Origin of the sequence: Streptococcus suis (genome assembly GCF_016743335.1) — a bacterium.
GTDB classification, from domain to species: Bacteria; Bacillota; Bacilli; order Lactobacillales; family Streptococcaceae; genus Streptococcus; species Streptococcus suis_Y.
Genome location: NZ_WCJE01000026.1, coordinates 1 through 24,401, shown reverse-complemented (window position 1 = coordinate 24,401; position 24,401 = coordinate 1). Strand labels below are relative to the sequence as shown.

General features: G+C 41.6%; 24 protein-coding genes and 1 riboswitch. Of the genes, 9 read left to right on the top strand and 15 right to left on the bottom strand.

Annotated elements, in window-relative coordinates; translation table 11 throughout:
- Positions 1–36 precede the first annotated feature (36 nt).
- From metK to F9856_RS08125, 4 genes are all read right to left on the bottom strand, one after another.
- Complete coding sequence (gene metK / locus F9856_RS08140; protein WP_202106304.1) at positions 37–1,236, bottom strand: methionine adenosyltransferase; 1,200 nt, start codon at positions 1,234–1,236, stop codon at positions 37–39.
- 397 nt (positions 1,237–1,633) lie between these two features.
- Positions 1,634–2,101, bottom strand: coding sequence for a deoxycytidylate deaminase (locus F9856_RS08135; RefSeq protein WP_014638424.1), 468 nt, complete (start codon positions 2,099–2,101; stop codon positions 1,634–1,636).
- A gap of 18 nt (positions 2,102–2,119) precedes the next feature.
- On the bottom strand, positions 2,120–2,857 hold the full coding sequence (locus tag F9856_RS08130; RefSeq protein ID WP_202106303.1) for a hypothetical protein: 738 nt from the start codon (positions 2,855–2,857) through the stop codon (positions 2,120–2,122).
- A gap of 1 nt (position 2,858) precedes the next feature.
- Positions 2,859–3,893: a M42 family metallopeptidase gene (locus F9856_RS08125; RefSeq protein WP_171997576.1), complete on the bottom strand. Its 1,035-nt coding sequence runs from the start codon at positions 3,891–3,893 to the stop codon at positions 2,859–2,861.
- A 64-nt stretch (positions 3,894–3,957) separates the two neighbouring features.
- Between F9856_RS08125 and birA the strand changes: the two genes are divergently transcribed.
- Complete coding sequence (gene birA / locus F9856_RS08120; protein WP_099810046.1) at positions 3,958–4,914, top strand: bifunctional biotin--[acetyl-CoA-carboxylase] ligase/biotin operon repressor BirA; 957 nt, start codon at positions 3,958–3,960, stop codon at positions 4,912–4,914.
- On the opposite strand, the gene F9856_RS08115 is transcribed toward birA, so the two are convergent.
- From F9856_RS08115 to udk, 6 genes are all read right to left on the bottom strand, one after another.
- Complete coding sequence (locus tag F9856_RS08115; RefSeq protein ID WP_024398156.1) at positions 4,880–5,068, bottom strand: DUF3272 family protein; 189 nt, start codon at positions 5,066–5,068, stop codon at positions 4,880–4,882. The two genes, birA and F9856_RS08115, sit on opposite strands and share 35 nt — an antisense overlap.
- A 464-nt stretch (positions 5,069–5,532) precedes the next feature.
- Entirely contained in the window at positions 5,533–7,200 is a 1,668-nt protein-coding gene (gene dnaX, locus F9856_RS08110) for a DNA polymerase III subunit gamma/tau (RefSeq protein ID WP_024386423.1), read from the bottom strand.
- Positions 7,200–7,697: a GAF domain-containing protein gene (locus F9856_RS08105; protein ID WP_202106302.1), complete on the bottom strand. Its 498-nt coding sequence runs from the start codon at positions 7,695–7,697 to the stop codon at positions 7,200–7,202. Before F9856_RS08105 ends, dnaX begins: the two co-directional genes overlap by 1 nt.
- Positions 7,698–7,761: 64 nt before the next feature.
- The gene (locus F9856_RS08100) at positions 7,762–8,031 is read right to left on the bottom strand and encodes a DUF1294 domain-containing protein (RefSeq protein ID WP_202106301.1); all 270 of its coding nucleotides are present in this window, start codon (positions 8,029–8,031) and stop codon (positions 7,762–7,764) included.
- Positions 8,032–8,118: 87 nt separating this feature from the next.
- Complete coding sequence (locus F9856_RS08095; RefSeq protein ID WP_024376722.1) at positions 8,119–8,658, bottom strand: PadR family transcriptional regulator; 540 nt, start codon at positions 8,656–8,658, stop codon at positions 8,119–8,121.
- 1 nt (position 8,659) lies between these two features.
- Positions 8,660–9,289 (bottom strand): uridine kinase, encoded by a 630-nt coding sequence (gene udk / locus F9856_RS08090; RefSeq protein ID WP_002936217.1) that lies wholly within the window; start codon positions 9,287–9,289, stop codon positions 8,660–8,662.
- 82 nt (positions 9,290–9,371) lie between these two features.
- Here udk and F9856_RS08085 point away from each other — a divergent pair, with 82 nt between their 5' ends.
- Both F9856_RS08085 and F9856_RS08080 read left to right on the top strand, forming a co-directional pair.
- Positions 9,372–10,358: a Gfo/Idh/MocA family protein gene (locus tag F9856_RS08085; RefSeq protein ID WP_202106300.1), complete on the top strand. Its 987-nt coding sequence runs from the start codon at positions 9,372–9,374 to the stop codon at positions 10,356–10,358.
- Entirely contained in the window at positions 10,348–11,430 is a 1,083-nt protein-coding gene (locus F9856_RS08080; RefSeq protein ID WP_002940205.1) for a DEAD/DEAH box helicase, read from the top strand. Before F9856_RS08085 ends, F9856_RS08080 begins: the two co-directional genes overlap by 11 nt.
- 66 nt (positions 11,431–11,496) lie before the next feature.
- Here F9856_RS08080 and F9856_RS08075 read toward each other — a convergent pair whose 3' ends face one another.
- The 5 genes from F9856_RS08075 to F9856_RS08055 form a co-directional block, all read right to left on the bottom strand.
- Positions 11,497–12,894: a polysaccharide deacetylase family protein gene (locus F9856_RS08075; protein WP_202106299.1), complete on the bottom strand. Its 1,398-nt coding sequence runs from the start codon at positions 12,892–12,894 to the stop codon at positions 11,497–11,499.
- Between the two features lie 486 nt (positions 12,895–13,380).
- The gene (gene ppc, locus F9856_RS08070) at positions 13,381–16,077 is read right to left on the bottom strand and encodes a phosphoenolpyruvate carboxylase (protein WP_202106298.1); all 2,697 of its coding nucleotides are present in this window, start codon (positions 16,075–16,077) and stop codon (positions 13,381–13,383) included.
- A gap of 20 nt (positions 16,078–16,097) precedes the next feature.
- Positions 16,098–17,312, bottom strand: a complete 1,215-nt coding sequence (gene ftsW / locus F9856_RS08065) for a cell division peptidoglycan polymerase FtsW (protein ID WP_202106297.1) — start codon at positions 17,310–17,312, stop codon at positions 16,098–16,100.
- Positions 17,313–17,448: 136 nt separating this feature from the next.
- Positions 17,449–17,814: a DUF4430 domain-containing protein gene (locus tag F9856_RS08060; RefSeq protein WP_099778296.1), complete on the bottom strand. Its 366-nt coding sequence runs from the start codon at positions 17,812–17,814 to the stop codon at positions 17,449–17,451.
- Positions 17,811–18,314, bottom strand: a complete 504-nt coding sequence (locus F9856_RS08055; protein ID WP_029176403.1) for a hypothetical protein — start codon at positions 18,312–18,314, stop codon at positions 17,811–17,813. Before F9856_RS08055 ends, F9856_RS08060 begins: the two co-directional genes overlap by 4 nt.
- Before the next feature lie 215 nt (positions 18,315–18,529).
- Here F9856_RS08055 and F9856_RS08050 point away from each other — a divergent pair, with 215 nt between their 5' ends.
- From F9856_RS08050 to lysS, 6 genes are all read left to right on the top strand, one after another.
- A complete protein-coding gene (locus tag F9856_RS08050) occupies positions 18,530–19,384 on the top strand; it encodes a glycoside hydrolase family 25 protein (RefSeq protein ID WP_202106296.1) in 855 nt (284 codons plus the stop codon).
- 22 nt (positions 19,385–19,406) lie between these two features.
- Positions 19,407–19,502, top strand: a riboswitch (TPP riboswitch).
- Positions 19,503–19,560: 58 nt separating this feature from the next.
- Entirely contained in the window at positions 19,561–20,109 is a 549-nt protein-coding gene (gene thiT, locus F9856_RS08045; protein ID WP_202106295.1) for an energy-coupled thiamine transporter ThiT, read from the top strand.
- A 102-nt stretch (positions 20,110–20,211) separates the two neighbouring features.
- Complete coding sequence (locus F9856_RS08040; RefSeq protein ID WP_202106294.1) at positions 20,212–21,054, top strand: DUF368 domain-containing protein; 843 nt, start codon at positions 20,212–20,214, stop codon at positions 21,052–21,054.
- Entirely contained in the window at positions 21,054–21,542 is a 489-nt protein-coding gene (locus F9856_RS08035) for an aminoacyl-tRNA deacylase (RefSeq protein ID WP_202106293.1), read from the top strand. The genes F9856_RS08040 and F9856_RS08035 overlap by 1 nt, the downstream gene beginning before the upstream one ends.
- Complete coding sequence (locus F9856_RS08030; protein WP_202106292.1) at positions 21,539–22,165, top strand: histidine phosphatase family protein; 627 nt, start codon at positions 21,539–21,541, stop codon at positions 22,163–22,165. Before F9856_RS08035 ends, F9856_RS08030 begins: the two co-directional genes overlap by 4 nt.
- A 102-nt stretch (positions 22,166–22,267) precedes the next feature.
- A complete protein-coding gene (lysS, locus tag F9856_RS08025; protein ID WP_024408184.1) occupies positions 22,268–23,758 on the top strand; it encodes a lysine--tRNA ligase in 1,491 nt (496 codons plus the stop codon).
- The last annotated feature ends 643 nt before the right edge of the window (positions 23,759–24,401 follow it).

Genomic DNA, 24,401 nt, shown 5'->3' with positions numbered 1-24,401 from the left:
CAGGAGGCAAGTCTGTCTCCTGTTTTGCAACTGTTCCTACTTAATCTTTTGTAACGCCGTTTGCAAAGCTACTACCTTATCCAAATGTTCCCATGGCAAGTCAATATCCGTACGTCCCATATGACCATAGGCAGCAGTTTGCTTGTAAATAGGACGTTTGAGGTCCAACATTTGAATAATACCAGCTGGGCGCAAATCGAAAATCTGACGAACTGCTGCTTCTAGTTTGCTTTCCGCTACTGTGCTCGTACCAAAGGTATCGATGCGAACTGAAACTGGGTGAGCAACACCGATAGCGTAAGCCAATTGAACTTCCGCCTTTTTAGCCAAACCAGCTGCGACGATATTTTTTGCGATGTAGCGTGCCGCATAAGATGCAGAACGGTCCACTTTGGTCGCATCCTTACCAGAGAAGGCACCGCCGCCATGACGAGAATAACCACCATAGGTATCAACGATAATCTTACGGCCTGTCAAACCAGAGTCCCCTTGAGGTCCGCCAATGACAAAGCGACCAGTTGGGTTGATAAAGTAGTTGGTTTGGTCATCCAGATAATGAGCTGGAATGATTTCCTTGATCACACGTTCAATGACATCCTGACGAATTTGCTCCTGGCTAACTTCTGGATCATGCTGGGTCGAAATAACGACTGTATCCACACGAACAGGTTGGTTGTCTTCATCGTATTCAACCGTTACTTGTGACTTAGCATCTGGACGGAGATAAGCAATTTCACCAGATTTTCTCAACTCGGCCAAACGACGCACCAATTTGTGACTAAGTGAAATTGGCAAGGGCATAAGTTCAGGCGTTTCATCTACTGCAAAACCAAACATGAGCCCCTGGTCACCTGCACCAATCAAATCCAATGGATCTTGACTAGCATCTTGGCGAGTTTCCAAGGCTTCATTGACGCCTTGGGCAATATCTGGCGATTGCTCTACAAGTGACGGATGAACCCCAACCGACTCAGCTGAAAAACCATACTCACCTTTTGTATAGCCAATCTCCGCAATCGTATCCCGTACCACACGGTTAATATCCACATAGGCAGTGGTTGAAATCTCTCCAAACACATGAACACTACCTGTATAAACAGCCGTCTCTGCCGCTACGTGCGCATCTGGATCCTCTGCTAAAATAGCATCCAAAATGGCATCTGAAATCTGGTCTGCAATCTTATCCGGATGCCCCTCCGAAACAGATTCAGACGTAAACAACTTACGTTCTGACATAAAAATGTCCCCCTTAAAATAGAATATATGCTAGAAACCTAGCGGGTTACTAAGGTTACAAAGAACTAGTCTTCGACTAGTTCTTTGCGAAAGACACCTGTCTTGAGCAAAGGAAATTTTCCAGATACCCAACGAGAAAGACAATACCAGACTGTATGAAATCAGCCTTATTTGAAGAAAATGGTGACTGAAGTGTAGTAAAGTTTTTACGCTTACTATTCAATGGTACCAGCTTCTTTAATTGTGGTTCAAGTGTTTCTGCAAATATTAACTAGTCTATAAACTACCTTTTCGGGACTTAATAACGTTTCTAGTATAGCATAGATTGATCGACTATCCTAGCATTTTCTTAAAAATAAAGAGGGTTGTTCTATACAACCACTCTTCTACAAAATCATTAGATAAATTCGGCATCTGCAATTGCCTGTTTAACCACCTCTAGAGGCAAATGAACCAACTCACAGCCCTTTTCTTTATACAAGTACTGGGCATAGTCGTCCATGCGGTATTCATTGATATAAACAACCCGCTTACAACCAACCTGTAACAATTGCTTAGAGCAGTTGAGACATGGGAAATGGGTCACATAGGCAGTAAAACCTTTTGGAATTCCCCGCTCCGCTCCTTGTAAAATGGCATTGACCTCCGCATGCAGGGTTCTAGCACAATGACCATCAATCATAAGGCATTCCTGATCCAAACAATGTTCGGTTCCTGAAACAGAACCATTGTAGCCTGTTGCGATAACCTTATTGTCCTTAACCAAAACCGCACCTACCTTTGCTCTCTTACAGGTCGCCCGATTGGCAATCAAAAGCGCCTGAGCCGCAAAATACTCATCCCAAGCTAAACGATTTGTTGACATGATTTCTCCTTTCTCCACTCAATCCACCATCCCATAGATCTCTGCCAAGTCCTGGGCTGTGACAATACCAACAAGATCCTCTGGCGAATAAAGCTTCCCGCTCGCCTGACGACTGACTAGGATGGTTGTGCGCTTACGCCCCTCAAAATGATTAATTACCTGATAAAGATGGGCTGTTATTGGTAGAACAATCACCTGAATACTATCTTCCTCACAAGCTAGTACGTCTTCAAGACTAGCCTCCACCAATTTTTCACGTATAGAGCCCGTTTCCTTACTTGCCTTGGCCAACCAATTTGTCAATCCCTTGTCAGAAACCAGTCCTTGATAAACCTTGTCAGAAAAAATAGGAAACTTAGAAAAATGCTCTTGCTCCACAATTTCTAAAGCCTTTATCAATTTGTCCTTGCCCTCAAAAATAACCGGCTTAATTTTCTGGGTCTTTTGCAAATAGTCGGCGATGGTAATCGGTTCTTGGTACTGGGCTATCACTTTTTCCAAAACAGTGATCAATTCCTGCGAAGGTTGGGCTACTTCCTTCAAACCTGTTCGTTTCTCATGAACCATGAGATTACGCAACTGACGAGCCACATAGAGTTTATCCCAGTTCACCTCAACGGGATTATGTCGCGTCAATTCCTTTGCCTTAGTCAACATAGAGCCTACATCTGCATATTCCCCATCCGCAACACCGCACACCTTACGCAAGACCTTATCCAAGTCATTGAATAACTCTAAAAAACGGGTTTCATTCATCTTAATCTACCATTGCTGATTTCAAATAGGCATCTACCATCCGCTCAGTCGCAACTACAGAATCCAAATGCGTCCGCTCGTAGGAATGGCTAGACTCAATACCAGCCCCCAATAGGGCATGCTTAACATCTGCACCTGCTCGCATAGCTGCCGAAGCATCGGAACCATAGTAAGGATAAATATCCAGCTTGTAAGGAATACCATCCCTCTCAGCCAAGGCTACCAAGTGCTGACGAAGTTCATAATGGTAGGGACCTGATCCGTCCTTGACACAGATAGAAACTGTGTATTCGTCAGTTTGCTGGTCATCTCCCATTGCCCCCATATCAACTGCCAAATATTCAACCACCTGAGCAGGAATGCTGGAGTTGGCACCGTAGCCAATCTCTTCATTGTTTGAAAAATAGAAATGTGTCGTATAAGGCAGGGTAATCCCCTCTTCTTTATATACCTTCAATAGATGGAGCAAGATAGCTGCGGATACCTTATCATCCAAGTGACGACTCTTGATAAAGCCAGTTTCTGTCACGACGGTACGAGGATCAAAGGAGATAAAATCTCCGACTTCAATACCCAAGGCCCGCGTCTCGTCCGCATTGGTCACTTTTTCGTCCAAACGAATTTCCATATTGGTCTGGTTCCGCTCGGCTGTGCTGGCATCTCGGTAGACATGGACAGAGGTCTGGTGCATGAGAATAGTACCTGTAAAGGTCTTACCATTTTTAGCGCAATGAATCAAACAGTTTTCTCCCTCAATAGAAGGGTATCCAAATCCTCCCACCAAATCCATTTTGAGTCGGCCATCCGGTTTCACTGCACGAACCATGGCCCCCAGTGTGTCCAGGTGAGCAGTCACCATGCGGTGTTCCTGGTCATTTTCCCCCGGAACTGTCACCAAAACACCACCTTTAGCGGTTTTACTAGCAGCATAGCCGAAACTTTCAACCTCTGCCTGGATGTAATTCATAATATCCGTCGTAAAACCAGTTGGCGACGGAGTGTTGGTCAATGTAACAATGTAATCAAGTGTCTTCATGAAAACCTCCTTATTTGAAACTATTATATCACGTTTTAGGTGAATTTTTTGCTATAATGAAGGTATGAAAACCTATCAGAAAATATATCTCCTTTTAAAAGAGAGAGAGGATTATGTCAGCGGAGAAGATTTGGCTCAGGAATTGGGTATTTCTCGGACTTCAGTTTGGAAAGCCATTCGCCAGTTAGAAACGCATGGTTTAACTATTGAGGCTGCCCGCAATCGTGGCTACAAATTGGCCGATGGGGATTTGCTACTGCCAGACTTGATTGCAGAGGAACTCCAACTGCCTGTCTATCTGAAAGCTGACAGCGATTCGACCCAACTAGATGCCAAACAAGGTATTGAATCAGGTCATACTAGTCCTGCCCTATATCTAGCTCCCTATCAGAATAAAGCCAAGGGACGATTTGGGAGACCCTTTTATGCCTCCAAGTCAGGCGGTATCTATATGTCCCTCCGCCTTTCTCCAAATGTCCCCTTCCTTGAATTTAAGCCCTACACCATTTTAGCTGCTGCAGCAGTTGTCAAGGCCATTCAATCTCTTTGCGACTTGGATGTCCAAATCAAGTGGGTCAATGACATCTATCTCGGACACAAAAAGGTCGCTGGCATTCTAACCGAAGCCATCTCTTCCATGGAAAACCAACGGGTAACCGATGTCATTATCGGTGTCGGCATCAATGTCCGCATAGACGATTTCCCTAAGGAATTACAACAATCTGCAGGAAATCTTTTCGAGGAACAACCACCATTTACCCGCAATCAACTCATTACTGCCATCTGGAAAGCCTTCTTAGAAACCGATGAGAAGGAACTAATTGCCCTTTACAAAGAAAAATCACTTGTCGTTGGCCAACAAGTGAGCTTTGTAGAAAATCAAGTTGAATTTAAGGGTACTGCCATCGCTGTTACTGATACAGGAAATCTGGTCATCCAGTTAGACAATGGCAAGGCAAAAATCATCTCCAGCGGAGAAATCAGCCTTACTGCTTGGTCTGCTTCTCCACCAAACGAATAAATTTAGTCACCTTGTAAGCAAAATGAAGATTCCGATAGGCGATAAAGGCGTAGATACCTGCAATCAAGAAATCTCCTGTCAAAATCGATGCATTCATAAAATAAACAGCTAAAATAGTTGTAATGGCTAAAAAAAGAAATTGTGGAAGTTTCATAAAATAGATTATACCAAAAATTCAGTCAACTGGCTGAATTTTTATATGCTTTCTTGATAGGTTTCGATTCTTTTCTAAACAAGAAAACACCAATCTAATTGGTGCTTTCTTAAGGAGATATGAAAAATATTTAGGATTGAATATAGTATAAAATATCTATCAAAACTATTCGGGAGTGGGAAAGAACTCGACCATTCATAGAAGAGTTCGTCAACAATTTTTCGTTTTAAGTTGTTGAGCTGAAACAGTCTATTCCCAGACTGTTTCACTCCCACCCCCGCATAGCTCCAACAGTCAGAGTAGTGACTGTTGGAGGTTGGAAATGAAGCGAACTCTGTTCGCATCAGTCGTAATGGTCAGATTTGGAGTGTAAAACACGAACAAATCTGCCAATCAACCACTGCGCTGAGATGTTGACACTAACTTTGAGAAGCGGTGCTGAGCTTTTTGCTCAGCCTCATTTTCTAATCATTTCTAATCTCAACTGTATCTGCGAGAAAGCCAAATTCTTCTGGGACTGGACTGGCTTCTTTTTCGATTTCCTGTGTCTTTTGCCCTTTTGCTTTTGCCGAAAATTCAGCACGAATACTTACCCAATCTTCCTGAGCAATAGCTAAAATCTGTGGGGAAAAACCAGCTGCCTTGCTGAGAATATTTCCAAACATGGTATTGAGATTGTCACGCTTCATCGTCTGTTCAGCATTAAGTGGAGAATCAAAGGCTAGAATTGCATGATTTTCATTGGCAGCAACTGGTTGAGAACCAACAAGCAAGGCACGATCTGCTCCTGACAGACTCTCGATAATTTCTCCCCAAGCATTCTGCAAGCGAGTCAAATTTTCACGCGCCAAGGTTGGATTTTCCATAGCTTCCTGCAAAATTGCATGAACCTTGCTGGTATCCAATCGGTACTTCTTCGGAGCCTGTGGCTTGCGTGAAACTGGCTTAACAGCACTTGGTTGACTAGATAATTGACCTAGTTGTTTCTGTAAATCCGCAACTTGTTGTTGCAGACTGGCTAGTTGACCCAGTAAATCAGCGGGCAGCTCTGCCATTGCCCCCGAAGGAGAACTATCTTCAGCCAAACGAATGGTCATCATTTCAGCGTAAATCTTCGGTTGAGGACTGGACTTGATGTCCGCCAACCCCCTGGTCACCATCTCTATCATGGTAAAAATCCGTGCCTGCTCAAGAGCTAGATTTTCTGAAAAACCTGTTGTTAAATGCGTATCCTCACCACCCGTCTGCACGATAAGGACATCTCTCAAATAGTGCAAAAGATCTGTCGCAAAACGGCTCATACTCTTTCCTTGGTCAAACAAGGTTTGTAGATGCTGGAGAGCTGTGACACTATCCCCTTGACGCAGACTTGCCACATAGTCATCCAAGGCACGCAAGCTGATAGAACCCGTAATTTCCTCAGCAATTTCTAAGGTCACTTGCTGGTCCTGACTAAGGCTGAGAGCCTGATCCAAAATGGATAGGGCATCCCGCATCCCCCCTTCTGCCCGACGCGCAATGATCGTCAGAGCCTGCTCGTCAAAGATTAGCCCTTCCTTGGTTAAAATTGCAGCCAAGTGCTCCTGAATGTCCGTCACCTTGATGGACTTAAATTCAAATCGTTGCACCCTTGACAGAATGGTAGCAGGAATCTTGTGCAATTCCGTCGTTGCTAGAATAAAGACCACATTTTCCGTCGGTTCTTCCAAGGTCTTCAAGAGGGCATTGAAGGCTCCAGTAGACAGCATGTGGACCTCGTCGATGATATAGACCTTATAGGTCGCAAGACTAGGTGCATAGGTCGATTTATCACGAATGTCACGGATTTCATCAACACCATTGTTGGAAGCAGCATCAATCTCAATCACATCTTCCAGGCTGCCCTCGGTAATGGCCTGACAGATATAGCAATCGTTACAAGGCTCGCCTCCAACCTGATTAGGACAGTTCATGGCCTTGGCAAAAATCTTAGCTGCCGATGTCTTACCCGTACCACGAGGACCTGAAAAGAGATAGGCATGACTGATTTTCCCCTGTTCAATGGCCTGTTTGAGTGTGGTCGCAACCACCTCCTGCCCCACCATCTCCCCAAAGGTCTGGCTTCGGTACTTCCTATATAAAGCTTGGTACATTAGCGTTTTTCTCCAAACATAGCAAAATTCCAGTCCGTCTTCTCAACCAAGTGAGCAACGAACTGCTCTAGGTATTCTTGATCAATGGCATCGTAATCAGCTACCAATCTCGAATCCAAGTCCAAAACGCCCAGCAACTGGTCGTTTTTCACCATTGGCACAACGATTTCTGATAGGGCTGTCGCATCGCAGGAAATATAGTTATCATGTAGACGAACATCGTCTACGAGAATGGTCTGGCGTTTAGAAGCAGATTCACCGCAGACACCTTTTCCAAGAGCAATGTGGACACAGGAAACGCCACCTTGAAAAGGCCCTAAAATCAATTCCTGACCATCATATAAGTAGAAACCTGTAAAGACAGAATTTGGTAAAGCCTGATTGAGCAGAGCTGAGGCATTAGACAAATTGGCAAGGGCATTGGTTTCACCATCAAGAAGAGCTTCCAATTGAGCCAATAATAGTTGATAATTTGAAATTTTTTCTTGTTTTGTCATAGGAACATTATAGCATAGTTAAGCCGACTTTTATAGTCCGAGCGATAAAGAAAAAGGCTTGCGCCTATTTCCACATCCAGTACATAATCACTGCATCAATCAATACCCCTATAGCCCAGGCTAGTTGAAAATACTTTTTCTGGGTTTTATGGCGGAAATGAGTGCCACCTGCCCAGGCACCCAGGCCTCCACCCAAGTAAGCCATGAGCAACAATGTCTTTTCCGAAATCCGATAGGCATCTTTTCTGGCCTTCCCCTTATCCAGACCATAGGTCATAAACACGATAAGATTCCAAACCAGCAAGACCATACTTACAAATTGTTTGATTGACATACATTCCTCCAATTAAGTCACATTTCTTCTTACTCTAACATAATCCAAAACAGGACACAAGAAAAAACGATTCGGAAATCCGAATCGTTACATTTCTGCCAGTGTATCCTCTAACCATTTGAGCTGGGCACGGTTGCGTTCAATAGACCGTGTCAAAATCAAATAGTGTCCATAATTGTCTTGGATACTTTCCTTGGTTGAGAACAGCTCAACTTTACGACTGTCTAGGTGTTTTAAGTGCTTGGTGACTAGTTCAATTTGACTCTGCAACAAACCAGGAATCCGTGGGTCATCCTTTTCACGGATAAAAAACATCTTGATTGAAAACAAGTCTTTTTGCTGAGGCGTTTCTTCATTTGGAATGGATAGCCATTCGTCTAAAATCTGACGACCAGTAGCCGTCATTGCATACTGCTTTTCTTTTTCATTTCCCGGTACAGCATGACAGGTAATCAACTCCTCTTTTGTCATCCGTTTTAACTCTGGATAGACTTGACTATGGGCAACCTGCCAAAATTCGCCTAAATCACGTTGAACATAGTCGGTAATCTGTTTGCCAGTTACCATTTGACCGCTAGCACCCATAATCCCTAATATAATATGAGGTAATATTCTTTGCTTCGGCATCTTAACCACGCTCTCTTAATATACTCTCCACCTTGGTGTTAATCAAGTCGATGGCTACAACGTTGCTGACGCCTTCAGGAATGACGATATCTGCATAGCGCTTGGTTGGCTCGATAAACTGGTGATACATTGGTTTCACCACCGAGGTGTACTGCTCAATGATACTATCTAAGCTACGGCCACGCTCTTCCATGTCTCTCTTAATGCGGCGAATGATGCGAATGTCATCGTCTGTATCGACGAAAATTTTAATATCCATCAAATCCCGCAACCGTTTGTCTTCCAATACTAAAATACCTTCCACAATAAATACATCTTGTGGTTCCTGACGATAGGTCTTCTCTGAACGTGTGTGCTGAGTGTAATCATAAATCGGAATATCCACTGAACGTCCTGCTAATAGCTCACTGATATGGTAAATCATCAAATCCGTATCAAAAGCCAGTGGATGGTCATAATTGGTCAGTATCCGTTCTTCAAAGGTCAGGTGGGACTGATTCTTATAATAAGAATCGTGTTCAATCATAGATATACGTGCATTTGGGAAATTATCCAGAATGGCACGTGACACACTTGTCTTACCACCCCCAGATCCGCCGGTTACGCCAATAATAATGGGTTTCTGAGTCATCATCATCTCCTTCTATTTTCAATACTATTTTACCATGAAACATGGTATAATGAAAAGGATAACACAAAAGAAATGAGAATTTATGCTTAATTTTGGTATTGTTGGCACCTCAGACATCTCTCATCGTTTTATAGAGGCGGCCCATTTAAGTGGACATTATCAGCTACAGGCTGTTTTCTCCCGTAAACTAGAAACTGCTGCTGCCTTTTCAGAGCAGTATGAAGGAGTCGATTTATACACAGAATGGGTAAAATTTCTTTCTGCTCCCATTGATGTTGTCTATATTGCCAGTCCAAATGCCTTGCACTTTGAACAGGCAAAAGCTGTTCTAGCTGCTGGTAAACATGCTATTGTTGAGAAACCCATGGTTTCTACACCTCAGGAATTAGGACAATTGCGTCGCGTTGCCCAAGAAAATAATGTTTTCCTATTTGAGGCTGCTCGAAACTATCACGAACAGGCTCAAACCATTATCCGTGAATTTTTGATGGATAAAACGATTTTAGGTGGTTCATTTGGGTATGCCAAGTATTCTTCTAAGATGCCTGAATTGTTAGGTGGGCAAATGCCAAATATCTTTTCAACTGATTTTTCCGGTGGTGCTCTCATGGATCTAGGTGTCTATACGCTCTACGCCGCTATCGGTATTTTGGGAACTCCCATCACGGCCCGCTATGTAGCACAACAGCTACCTTCTAGTATTGACTTAAATGGTTCGGGACAACTCATTTATGACAACTATATCGTCCACATTCAGGCAGGAAAAAATATTACGAGCAATCTAGCGAGCGAAATCTATACAAATGATGGAACACTAACACTCAACGCATGCCAGCATATCAGCTCTGCTATTTTCACAAAACATGACGGAGAGCAAATTGTTTTACCAATCCAAGCGGCCCAGCACCCTATGCTCGAAGAAGCGCTAAAAATTGCACAGGCAATCAAGCAACAAAACCGCGAGCTTGTGGACCAGTGGTTGGCTGTGGCAGAAAGCGTCCATCAAACTCTTTACACCATGCGTCAATACGCAGGAATCATCTTTAAGGCGGATAACAATGAAATCTAAATTTCCCTCCAGCTGGACGGACCAGCTTACCCTACTTGGCTTTGAGGACTTTACTCCTATCCAAGTCCAGGCCTTTGAGCCTATTGCAAACGGCAAGTCCCTTCTAGCTATCAGCCCAACAGGCACAGGAAAAACCCTTGCTTACCTTTGGCCTAGCCTATTAGCCCTAACTCCTAAAAAAGCCCAACAATTGCTCATCCTCGCACCAAATACAGAGCTGGCCGGTCAAATATTTGATGTTTGTAAGACTTGGTCGGAGACAATTGGGTTGACTGCTCAACTATTCTTGTCTGGTTCCAGTCAAAAACGCCAGATTGAGCGACTAAAAAAAGGACCAGAAATCCTGATTGGAACACCTGGTCGTATTTTTGAGTTGATTAAATTGAAAAAAATCAAGATGATGAATATTAACACCATCGTCCTAGATGAGTTTGATCAGCTATTCTCCGATTCTCAATATCAGTTTGTTGAAAAGATTATCAATTATGTACCTCGTGACCACCAGTTAATCTACATGAGTGCAACAGCTAAATTTGACCGTCAAAAAATTGCTGAGGACATTGAAAGCATTGATTTATCTGAGCAGAAATTGGATAATATCCAACATTGCTATATGATGGTAGATAAGCGTGACCGTTTGGAAACTCTACGTAAGTTTGCCAATATCCCTGATTTTCGTGCTCTGGCTTTCTTCAATAGCCTATCAGACCTTGGTGCAAGCGAAGATAAACTACTCTATAATGGTGTGAATGCAGTTTCATTGGCTTCTGATGTCAACGTAAAATTCCGCAAGGTCATCATCGAACGTTTCAAGAATCACGAACTCAATCTTCTACTTGCTACAGATATGGTCGCACGCGGTATTGATATTGATAACTTAGAATGTGTCCTCAACTTTGAAGTTCCTTTTGACCAGGAAGCCTATACTCATCGTTCTGGACGTACTGGACGCATGGGCAAGGAAGGTCTTGTCATCACCCTAGTCTCTAGTCCTAGCGAACTAAAACAATTGAAAAAGTATGCCTCCGTCCAAGAAGTCATTCTCAAGAATCAAGAGCTCTACAAAATATAATGAACAATATACAAAAGGCTTAGAACCAGTGTTTCTACTAACTTGATTCTAAGCCTTTTATCATTCTTAATGGGCTGGACCAGATAATTCTTGTGAATAATAGATTAATTGAGGATTGAGAGGACTTGCGAGTAAGTCTGTTACAGTAACCATATTGTAGCCCTCACCTGTTAAATATTGCAATACAGACTCGAGGCTATCAACTGTTGACTGATGAATATCATGCATTAGGATAATACTTCCTGGACAAGTCTGTTCTTTTATTTCTTTCAAAATGGCTTGAGGATTGCGACTCTTCCAATCTTTAGAATCGACCGACCAATAAATCGATGGAAGTCCCATCTGATTGACAACAGCCTGGTTAACCGAACCATAAGGAGGGCGAACCATTGTTGGTACAATACCTGTAGCTTCAGTAATAGCTGCCTGTGTATCTTGAATTTCTCTCTGTACTTGCTCCCCAGAAATAGTGACTAGATTGGGATGATTCCACGTATGGTTGGCGATGACGTGCCCTTCTGCTACCATTCTACGGAGAATAGCTTCATTCCCAGCTACAGCCTTACCAACAACAAAGAAAGTTGCTTTGGCATTATATTTTCTCAGTAAATCTAAAACTACCGGTGTTGTGTTCGGATTTGGTCCATCATCAAAGGTTAGAGCGACCTGTCTCAAATGTTTCTTATCCACAACTTGTGCAGCCATATACTCATCATAGCCAACCTTATCAGCATCTACTAGATACTCACTCTTCACTACTTGGTACAAATCTGAAATTGGTAGAACCAACTGGTTGATGCCGTAACCATCTGGTAATTGTAAGGTTAATTGGCTGTCTCCATAACTAAAGGAAATAGCATTTAAGTCTAGTGTTTCAAATTTTTTGACAATCGCTTCTACATCAGTCTCTTTCATTCCTTGAGCAAGTAAGGCTTCTCTTAGATGATCAACAATAATACTTGCTGCAGAGGATAAATTAGGTAATAAATCTTCCAGGGTAAACAATTCATTGTCCTGCGTCAACAACACACGCTCAGACGGGAGTTTATCCTGCTTTTTAATTTGCAAGTTGTCTACTTTATAGTGCTCCGCTTGAATTTCACGAGCTGTTACATTTTTAAAATTTGTTTTTCCCTCTATTGATGAAACAAAGACCAGTTTTTGAATTTTTCCTGCTGGTTTTTTATGACCAAAGCGTCTTTGAATATAGGAAATCATTCGACTTTCTACAGGTCCTAAGACATGACCTGCATCATCTGTAGGTAAGGCAGCCACAACATGGGTCGTATCAATATTTCCCTCTTGAATTTTGCCCTTGCCTTTAGCGAGGATGGTTTGTTGTTTTTCCTCGATAAACTGACTAACCTGTCTTTCTTGAAGTCCTGCAAATAACCATAAAGCCAAACTTACCATTACGCCGAGCAAGGCGATGTTGATTCCCAACCAAAAACTAACTTTTTTCATCTCCAACCTCCCATTCAAAACATATATAAACTATGCTAAATCATTTAAAGGCTCTTGTCAAGACAGTTCTATAAAAACTCATAAAAAGATTAGGTAATACTCTTCAAAAATCAAAATTACCCGTTGTCAAGAGCCTTGATGAACTCCAGTTCTATCTTCGGCTTCGTTTCCTAGGCTACTTTTGATTTTCATTGAGTATAAATAATTGATTTGCTTTCTAATTCCCTCCCTTCTGCCATTTCTGATTTTTTTTGAAAAGAAAAAGACTGCCTAGGCAATCTTTTCTAAATTAATACTCATTTAAAATCAAAAATAGCAATCTACCAATCCATTTGAATATGGGGTATTTCATTTTTTAAGTTTTTGAACAGAGTACGGCTAGTCAAAAACTATGATTTCCAATCTGAGCTTAGATATTGAAATTTTACACACAGTAATTGACCTTAGTATTCTATTTTTGATTTTTATTGAGTTGTTTTATGCCTATTAACCTGAGTTGCGCAAACCTGTCGCCACACCGTTGATGGTGATGTGGATGAGGTTTTCTTGTTCCTTGCTGAGTTCTCCACGACGAAGGCGGTTAATTAATTCAATCTGAATATAGTTGAGCACATTGAAATAAGGCATGCGATAATCAAGACTGGCTTTTAGGAACGGTAGTTCTGCTAAAAGCTCATCATTTTGCTCGATTGACAAAATAATTTCTTTGGTCAACTGCCATTCATCTAAAATGACATGGAAGATATTTCGTACCTCTTCGCTTTCACACATTTTAGCATATTCAAATGCGATATTCATATTGGATTTAGACAATACCATATCCACGTTTGATAGAAGTGAACGGAAGAATGGCCAGGATTCGTACATTTTTTGTAACTTAGACAAATTATCAGGGTGCTTATCAATAAAGCGTTTGAAACTTGAACCAACTCCATACCAACCTGGCAACATGACACGGTTTTGTGACCAAGAGAATACCCATGGAATCGCACGCAAACCACCGATTTCTGTGATGGTTTTTCGAGCCGCAGGACGTGAGCCAATGTTCAGACTTGATACTTCACGAATTGGACTAGCGGCAAAGAAATAATCATAAAAATGTGGATTATTGAACACAAGATCTCTATAAATACGATAGCTATCTGATACAATTTCATCCATGGTTTCGCGATAGCCATCGATTTCATTTGGATCGGTAATCATTTGTGTAACCATACGGTCAAGCGTTGCAGATACCAGCATTTCTAAATTATAGTAGGCTGCATCTTTGTTACCGTATTTATTGCCTATCACTTCGCCTTGTTCTGTCAAACGAAGCCGGTCCTTGATGGAACCAAATGGCTGAGATGTAATCGCATCGTAGGACGGACCACCACCACGACCAACAGTACCTCCACGACCGTGGAAGAAGGTGATGTTTACTCCGTAGTCTTGACCGATTTGTGTCAATTCATTCTGAGCCTTGTAGAGTGTCCAACCAGATGAGAGATAGCCTCCATCCTTATTGGAATCCGAGTAGCCAAGCATGATTTCTTGGTAGTATTTATTGCCTGCAATCCAACGTTTCGCCAAATCTAATTGCAGATATTGGCGCATGGTATCAGGTGCATTATCTAAGTCCTCGATTGTCTCAAAAAGTGGAACAATCTGAACACGAGCCTTATCGACATCTACTAGACCAACTTCTTTTAATAGGACAGCTAATTCCAGCAAATCAGAAACACTCTCCGAGTGTGAAATAATATGTTGCTTGATGATTTCCTCACCTAGCTTATCTTTCAATTCACGCGCAACAGCAAAGATAGCCAATTCTTTTTCTAATTGTTCTGACTTTGGTATGTGCGTTGCAGAAAGAATGCGTGGATCAGTTTCCAACTGTTTCAAAAGAACATGGCATTTAGCTTCCTCAGATAAACTGGAGTAGTCTTCTACGATACGGGCAGAAGCCAATAGTTCCGCAACACTTGCTTCATGAATAGAAGAGTCTTGGCGCATATCGATACTAGCTAGGTAGAAACCAAACGCTTCAACCGCTTCAAGCAATTCTGTAAAATCACCTTTCAATAGCGCCATAGATTTATTTTCGACCAAAGATTGTTTGATGGCTAATAAATCAGCTTTAAACTCGGCTACATTACTATAGCGGACATCTGACGGCTTATTGTGAACTAGATAATCTCTTGTATTTACAAGTTTCATCTGAATATAGTGAAAAGCACGACGATAAGGCTCATTTTCACGGTAGACAGAACTATCTTCAGATAAATCCGCCAGCATCTTAACCGCTGTAGATACCTTTACAATGGAAGTCGAGAGCGAAAAATTCCGATAGAGTTTATAGAGTTGCTCATCGTAATAATTCATAATGACTTCACACTGAGTCAAGGCTGACAGCTTCAAGGTCTCTGCAGTAACAAATGGATTTCCATCACGGTCTCCCCCAATCCACATACCCATTGTAATTGGACGAGGATTATTTAAGACGATTCCTTTCTCAGCGGCCAAACGTTTGTATTCCCGCTGCAACTTAGTGACAGCCTTAATAAAGGAAGAATTGTAATACTCCATAACGTTTGTGATTTCGTTGGTTACCTTCAACTTCTTCTCACGAATCATATCCGTCTGCATGATAATTTCAATGTAACAACGGAGCTCATCTTCCCATTTGTTTTTATTGAGCAAGCCCAATTTTACATCACGATAACGACGAAGCAACTCATGAATATGCTTGGTTAAATCCAGCATAGACTGGCGTTGAACCTGAGTAGGATGGGCTGTCAAGACTGGAACAACATTCAACTTTTCAAGGATTTCAGCTGCATTTTCTTGTTTGGAAACCATATCAATTGTTGTTGAAATCTTACCAAGATAATCTTGATCAATATTGTTTTGATGGTTGATTTCATAGGCCAAATCAACATCTTCTGATATATTAATCAAAAGTGGCAAAACAGCAAAGTATCTAGAAATAACTGCTAGTTCATCATTATTCAACTGACTGATAATAGCAATCAATGCCTGATAATCATCCTGACGAGACAATTGAGATAATTCTACAATTTTAGCAAAGGTCTCTGCAGGCATCATTTGGGCTGCTACTTCTTCCAAAATAGATGTTAGAATCGTTACCTCTTCACGGATTGCTTCCTTGTTGTTATAGTTTTCTAATTTTTGAATAGCCATCTCCTACCTCTTTCCTATCTCTAAATTAGCGTACGCTCTATTTCTTCTTCAATTAATCGACGTTTTTCACTAGCATCAATATTCAAAACAAACCCTATCCCGATGGAAATAATCAAAAGACTCGATCCACCCTGTGACAAGAAGGGGAAAGTTACCCCCGTCGCAGGAATAATTCCTGAAATTCCTCCGATATTGACAAATGTTTGAATTAGAAGCATACCTGCCATTCCAAGTGCCATCATCGCATTAAATGGACTACGAGCACGGACGCCTACAATAATAATTCGAATAATCAAAAAGAACAATAAGGCTAGAATTAAACTAGCTCCGACAAAACCGAGTTCTTCAATGACAATCGAAAACGCAAAGTCGGTGTGGGCCTCTGGTAGATACCCCTTTTTCTCAATCGAATTTCCCAAGCCACGTCCAAGCCATCCACCGTTACTCATCGCATAGTAAGAATGAGTCAATTGAAGACCTGAGTTGGTGGCATTACCAAATGGATCAAAATAGGCAGCAAAACGACGAGCAATATAACCAAAGAGCGGAATTTTTTCCACCGTTTCTACACCCAAAATACGAATAGTCCCTAGAATAACTGTTGAGGCGGCCACAATTCCCAAAATCGCTGTTGAAAACCAGCGATAGGCAATCCCACTCACACTAATCATCACGACCATAATCAGCACAATAATCGTCGCATTTCCCAAGTCTGGCAGTGTCGCAACTAGACCAAGGAGGAACAGACTGACCACCCGCCAATCTGTAAACTCTTTCGGAATCCAACTTCCTTTAATCAACGATACATAGTCATAAGTCCGAATATCCGCCTGTTGTTTTGCAAACTCATGTGCCAGATACCAAATGATAATTAATTTCAAATATTCTGCCGGCTGCAAGGTTCCTGCGATTGGCAGAGGAATCCAGCCATGAGCCCCGTTAATCGGAGTAAACAACCGAGAAATAGCTAACAGAAATACTTCTACCAAAATAACCGAATAGATAACGGCTTTCTTGCGTAAAAAACTTAATTTCATACGATAAATCGTATAGATTGCTACCAAGCTGACAATCCAGAATCCTGCCTGGTTAATCACTGTTCTAAATGGATTTCTACCATTAATAATTTGCGTAGCACTGGTTGTCGAATAGACCATGACCAACCCAATCACCGATAAGATGAGATAGGGAATCAGTATGGAATAATTCAACAACTGGCGTTTGTCAATCTTCATTGCTTATCCAACCTTCTTCGAGTATAGCTCTTATTATAGCATACTTTGTATAAAAATACTTATCACTTTCTAAGTTGCTCTGCAAACATTCGGAACTAACTTTTGTCGACAAGAAAAAGGCCGAAGCCTTTCATATCTATTCAAATGTTTCAAGATAAAATTCAATTTCATCCCCATTCGCAACTGTAAGGTCTTTCGCCCCTTTATCAGCCATTTTGCCATTAACTTTATACATCCAGTATGTATTGGTACTCGCATCTTGGCTAACACCATCAATTTCTGTTATCAAACCATTGTCTTCTACAATGTCATGATGTTCTTTAAGTACATCCATGACACTATCACCTTCTTCCGCAGTCACTTCCTGACGATTCTCTTTGTCCTTGGTTGTAATCTGTAAAGTGACTTCGATAGCCGAGTCACTCTGTTTCTCAGTAGTGTTTGTACAAGCAGCCAAGAAGAGCGAGAAGACAACCATCAACATAATACTAATTTTTTTCATTTATAAAATCTCCTAAAAATATAATCAATAATTGGATAAAACAAAACTGTTGAAGCAGCGTGTAAACCATCAAAGACTAGACCATTAAGCCAAAAGACGATAGGGGAAGTCCCAAACTGTGTAGCAGATAAAAAACTTATCGTTAGACCATACAAAAAGACAAGAATCCCCGCCAGAAGACTCTGTAGCCACAAGGGAATGTTCTCTTTTTTGATAAAAGGACCGATTGCCAACCACCATATAAATTGGATAAAAGCAAAACTAAGAACTTGCCACAAAACAACTGTGCCAAATCCAAATAGCAAGCCACTCCCTACCATCACTAGTATCATCAATATCCAGCTCTCCAGCAAACTGAAATAGGACAGAACAACGAGGAAAATAGCCGTGAGAGGCTTTATATTGGGAAATGGCCCAAAAACCACCCTTAAAACAATCGTCAAAGAGGACAGAACAACGAGCTGACTAACACGTCTTACTTTTTCACTTTTGTCATGCATACCAATTTAGCCTACCCTATTCCCTTTATTATGTCAAGTTCAGATAATCTTTTAGGGGACCTCTAAAAACTAATTTTCTAAAATTTAAAATGTTGATTTAACAAGGTTTTTGTAACTCCAAATTCGCAATTTTGGGAGTTTTTAGAGGTCCCCTTTACTATTTCTTGAATCGTATTTTTTTGATTTTTTCATGATTTTACGGTAGAATTGATGAGATGAGAAAGAAACTAAATCCGATGATTGTTGTTGTTTTTTTCCTATCCTTCTTTGCTCTTATTTTCATCACTGGGGTGACTGGAAATACTGTAAATAAGACGGAGGTGGCTAATGAACCCGCAGTCAAACAATCAAACACCAGTACAAGTTCTAAAACAACAAATTCTAGTTCAAGTTATTACATTGCAAATGCGCTCGAAATGAAACCTATCGTCGACGTTTCTGCTTGGCAGAGACCGTCTGAAATTGACTACGATACACTTAGCAAAAATATTTCTGGCGCAATCGTTCGTATTCAAAGTGGCTCACACACTAAAAACGAAAATACAGCGACTGATAAAAATGGGTTAGATAAATCCTTTGATACCCATATTAAAGAATTCCAGGCAAGAAATATACCTGTTGCTGTCTATGCCTATGTCACAGGAAATAGCATTGAGAGCATGCAGGAGGAAGCTCAAAGCTTTTATAAGGCCGCAAATAAGTACAAGCCAACCTTCTATTGGTTAGACGTTGAAGAATATACCATGGATGATATGAATGCTGGAGTGGAGGCTTTTCGAAAAGAGTTAGAAACTCTCGGTGCTAAAAACATTGGAATTTACGTCGGAACCTATTTCATGGAAGACCACAGCATCAATGTGGATAAATTTGACGCCATTTGGATTCCTACATACGGTGATGATTCTGGCTACTACAATGCCGCTCCAAATACTGACTTGGACTACGATCTTCACCAATATACCTCACGTGGTTATGTAAACGGCTTTGAACACCACCTCGACCTCAACATTATTACTACCCTGAAGGATCCTAATGAAGTTTATCAGAAACTATTTACAACCCCCGAATAAAATGCTATAATCTACCAATTACATATACACAAAGGAGTGCTTCGGCTGAGATCGCAACTGCGAAATCCTCGAACCTGATCTAGTTAACACTAGCGTAGGAATTGTGTGCTTTATAGAATGATACTATACTCTGCTATAAACACTCCTTTGTTGACTATCTACAAAGGAGTCTTTTTATGTCCAAATCCAAATTGTCTATTCTAGCTGAAGTTGCTATCTTTTCTGCAATCGCCCTCGTCTTTGACAAAATCCCGCTCTTTACAATGCCCCAAGGTGGATCTGTGTCTTTAGTCATGCTTCCAATCTTACTGCTTGCTCTACGCCACGGACTAGGGGTGGGGGTTCTTACTGGTGGTATTGTCGGAACCATTCAACTTTTCTACGGTGGCTACTTCCTAAACATTTTTCAAGTTTTTCTTGACTACGTACTTTCTTACGCCGGAATTGGTTTAGCAGGTTTAGTGGCTCCCACCCTATCCAAACAAAAAAATCTAAAAAATGCTACCCTCATCATTACTCTGGCTAGTTTTCTAGGAGGAAGCATCCGATTGGTAGCTACCTTCTTATCAGGAATTATTTTCTACGCAGACTACGCCCCAACTGGTACCCCTGTCTGGCTCTATTCCTTTACCTACAATATCAGCTATATTCTTCCTTCCACTGCAATTGCCTCTATTCTGCTCATTTTACTCTATAGAGCAAGACCAGGTTTTTACAATCTTTAACCAAAACTGCCTGCTGGATTTTATCTAACAGGCAGTCTTTTTAATTATTTTTACTTGCTTTATGCTATAATAGGAACGTTATAATACATTTTGGAGGAAATTATGGCTTCTTGGATTTCAAGAATTATTAAAGGTATGATTATCGCACTCGGCTTTATCTTACCTGGTGTCTCTGGGGGGGTACTCGCTGCTATCCTCGGAATCTATGAGCGACTAATTGGATTTTTAGCAAATATTCGAAAAGATTTCAAGGAAAACTTTCTTTATTTTGTTCCTGTAGGAATTGGTGGAATTTTGGGAATCGCCCTTTTCTCTTTCCCTGTAGAATTTTTATTGCAACATTTCCAAGTCCCAGTTTTGTGGGCATTTGCGGGAGCAATCGTGGGAACTATTCCTAGCCTACTTAAAGAATCAACTCAAAAGAGCAAACGAGATAGCATTGATTTAGCTTGGTTGATTGGAACATTCATTATTTCTGGCCTCCTACTTTACAATTTAAGCGATCTTGTCGGGACGCTTCCAGCTACTTTTGCAAGTTTTGTCTTGGCAGGTGCCTTGATTGCTTTAGGGGTACTTGTTCCTGGACTCAGCCCTTCAAACTTACTATTGATTTTGGGTATCTACACGCCAATGCTAAATGGTTTCAAATCACTTGATCTATTCGGTACCTTCCTACCAATCGCAATCGGTGGTGTTCTTGCAATGGTTGCATTTTCAAAAGCAATGGACCACGCTCTGAAAGTATACCATTCACGTGTTTATCACTTTATTATTGGTATCGTTTCATCTTCTACTCTCCTAATTTTGATTCCACAAGCAAGTAATAAAGAGTCTATTTCCTATGCTGGAACTAACTTTGTTACATGGATTGCTGCTATTGTCCTATTTATACTAGGAGCATGGTTAGGGCTTTGGATGAGTAAACTTGAGGAAAAATATAAATAATGGCAAAAAAGGTTAAAATAAAGAAAACCTTGGTGGACCAAATATTGGACAAGGCTAAGATCAATCATGATAGCCTTGTTTTAAATGCCTTCGAAGGTCAACTTCCACCAGGAATTGAAGAACACGAAATTTACAAAACACTGGCATTAACTGGAGATAAAACCGGACCAATTATCGGCATTGTCCCAATCACAGAACACCTGTCTGAGAAAAAATTAGCCAAGATCTCAGGCAATAAAAAAGTCAGCATGATTCCACAAAAGAACTTGGAAAAAACAACTGGCTACGTCCACGGCGCCAACAATCCCGTGGGTATTCGTCAGAAGCATAATTTCCCAATCTACATTGACCAATCAGCCCTTGAACTCAGTTACTTGATTGTCTCTGCTGGTGAAATTGGTCGCTCGATTAAAATCGACAGCCAGGTTTTAGCTGATTTTGTCAATGCAAGCTTTGCGGATATTATTGAGAGGAGGGATTACCCTTGAAACTCTACTTTGTCCGACATGGAAAGACCGAGTGGAATCTGGAAGGCCGTTTTCAAGGTTATTCTGGTGATTCAGCTCTTTTGCCTGAATCTTATCAGGATTTAGAAAAACTAGGCAAATACCTTGCTGAAATCCCCTTTGATGCTATTTATTCTAGTGATTTGCAGCGCGCACATAGCACTGCCGTAGAAATTGCAAAAGCCAATCACCATTGCCAAACCGTTCTAACCACACAACAATTGCGTGAATGGAATTTTGGAACGTTAGAAGGAAGCAAGATAGCAATTTTTCGTGCCATCTACCCCAAACAAGCCTGGGCACTCAAACATAATCTAGCACTTTTTAACAATGACTTATTTGAAGCTGAGAGCGTTCGCCAGGTAACTCAACGAATGGTGGACTTTGTCCAATCGCTGAAAGGGCAAGACATGGAAACAGTCCTCATCGTCAGCCATGGTGCCTTTCTAACCGCTTCTATCCATCGCCTACTTGGTTTTCCACCAGCCCAACTGCGTCACCGAAGTGGTTTGGATAATGCATCGGTTACTATTTTAGAAACAAGCGATTTCGAAAACTTTACAGAATTAGCTTGGAATGATACCAGCTATAAAGCAAAACAGTAGAATTTTCTGCTGTTTTTTCCTATCCTATTAGCAATTTATACTGATTTTTTCTCTCTTCTATGATAAAATAGAAATAACAGACTTTGGAGGAATAAAATTTTTATGTCAACTGAACATTTTGAAGAATTAAATGACCAACAGATTGTCCGTCGTGAGAAAATGACGGCTCTTGCTGAACAGGGCATTGACCCATTTGGAAAACGTTTTGAGCGTTCTGCTAACTCAGCTGAATTGAAGGCTCAGTACGAAGACAAATCAAAAGAAGACTTGGAAGAATTAGGGCAAACAGCGATCATCGCTGGCCGTATCATGACCAAGCGTGGTAAAGGTAAGGCAGGTTTCGCGCACATTCAAGACCGCGAAGGCCAGATTCAAATCTACGTTCGTAAGGATGATGTTGGCGAAGAAAATTATGAAATCTTCAAAAAAGCAGACCTTGGTGACTTTATCGGTGTCGAGGGAGATGTCTTCAAGACAAACGTTGGTGAGCTGTCTATCCATGCTCGCAAGTTAACTCACTTGTCTAAAGCGCTCCGCCCATTGCCAGAAAAATTCCACGGTTTGACAGACATCGAGACCCGCTACCGCAAACGTTATTTGGACTTGATTACCAACCGCGAGAGCTTTGATCGCTTTGTGACCCGCTCAAAAATTATCTCAGAAATCCGCCGTTACCTTGACGGACTTGGTTTCTTGGAAGTGGAAACACCAGTTCTTCACAACGAAGCTGGTGGTGCTGCAGCCCGTCCATTCATCACCCACCACAATGCCCAAAACATTGACATGGTCCTTCGTATCGCGACAGAACTCCACCTCAAACGCCTGATTGTCGGCGGTATGGAACGCGTTTATGAAATCGGCCGTATCTTCCGTAACGAAGGTATGGATGCGACCCACAACCCTGAGTTCACTTCCATTGAGGTTTACCAAGCTTATGCAGACTACCAAGACATCATGGACTTGACCGAAGGTATTATCCAGCACACTGCCAAGGCTGTTGTCGGCGACGGTCCTGTGACTTATCAGGATACTGTCATCAACATCCACGAACCATTCAAACGGATCCACATGGTTGACGCTATTAAGGAACAAACTGGCGTGGACTTCTGGCAAGAGATGAGCTTCGAGGAAGCAAAAGCCCTTGCAGCTGAGCACAAGGTCCCTGTGGAAAAACACCACACAGAAGTTGGTCAAATCATCAACAGCTTCTTTGAAGAATACGTTGAAGCAACTCTTATCCAACCAACCTTTGTCTATGGTCACCCAGTAGCCGTATCTCCACTGGCTAAGAAAAACGATGAAGACCCACGCTTCACAGACCGCTTCGAGCTCTTCATCATGACCAAGGAATACGGAAACGCCTTTACAGAATTGAACGACCCAATCGACCAATTGGAACGCTTCGAAGCCCAAGCCAAGGCTAAAGAACTCGGTGACGACGAAGCGACAGGCGTTGACTACGACTACATCGAAGCCCTCGAATACGGTATGCCACCAACAGGTGGACTCGGAATCGGTATCGACCGCCTCTGCATGCTTCTGACAGATACCACTACTATTCGGGATGTGTTACTATTTCCGACGATGAAATAAGCAAGAGGAGCTTGCTAGGATTGTTTTCACTAGGATGTTCCAATCGCTTTCAAGTTTCTTGGCGATTGGCTGACAAGGTCTGCTAGACCTTGTCACTCCCGACGATGAAGTAAAAATTACAAACTGTTTAACACCGTTACTTAAAACACTCTTGGAAATTCCAAGAGTGTTTTTGCATGCAAAAAATCCCAACCACATGGTCAGGATTTTCAGGAGATTATGAAAAATATTTAGGATTGGGAGTGGGACAGAACTCAAATAATCATAGAGAGTTCGTCAACAAGTCTTTATTTCCAGTTGTTGAGCTGAAACAGTCTATCCCCAGACTGTTTCACTCCCACCCCCGCATAGCTCCAAAGGTTTGGGGAACCTTTGGAGGTCGGAGATAGAGCGAACATAGTTCGCTACAAAACAGTCAGAGTAGTGACTGTTGGAGGTTGGAAATGGAGCGAACTTTGTTCGCATCAGCCATAGAGGCCAGATGTGGAGTGTAAAACACAAACAAATCTTCCAATCAACCACTGCGCTGAGATATTGACTCCACTTTAGAGAAGTGAGGCTATTATAACGTCCCCTCCTTTTTATCTCATCAGTCTTGGGACTGATTTTATTTTTTCATCATAAAATTATCTAAACAATTAAA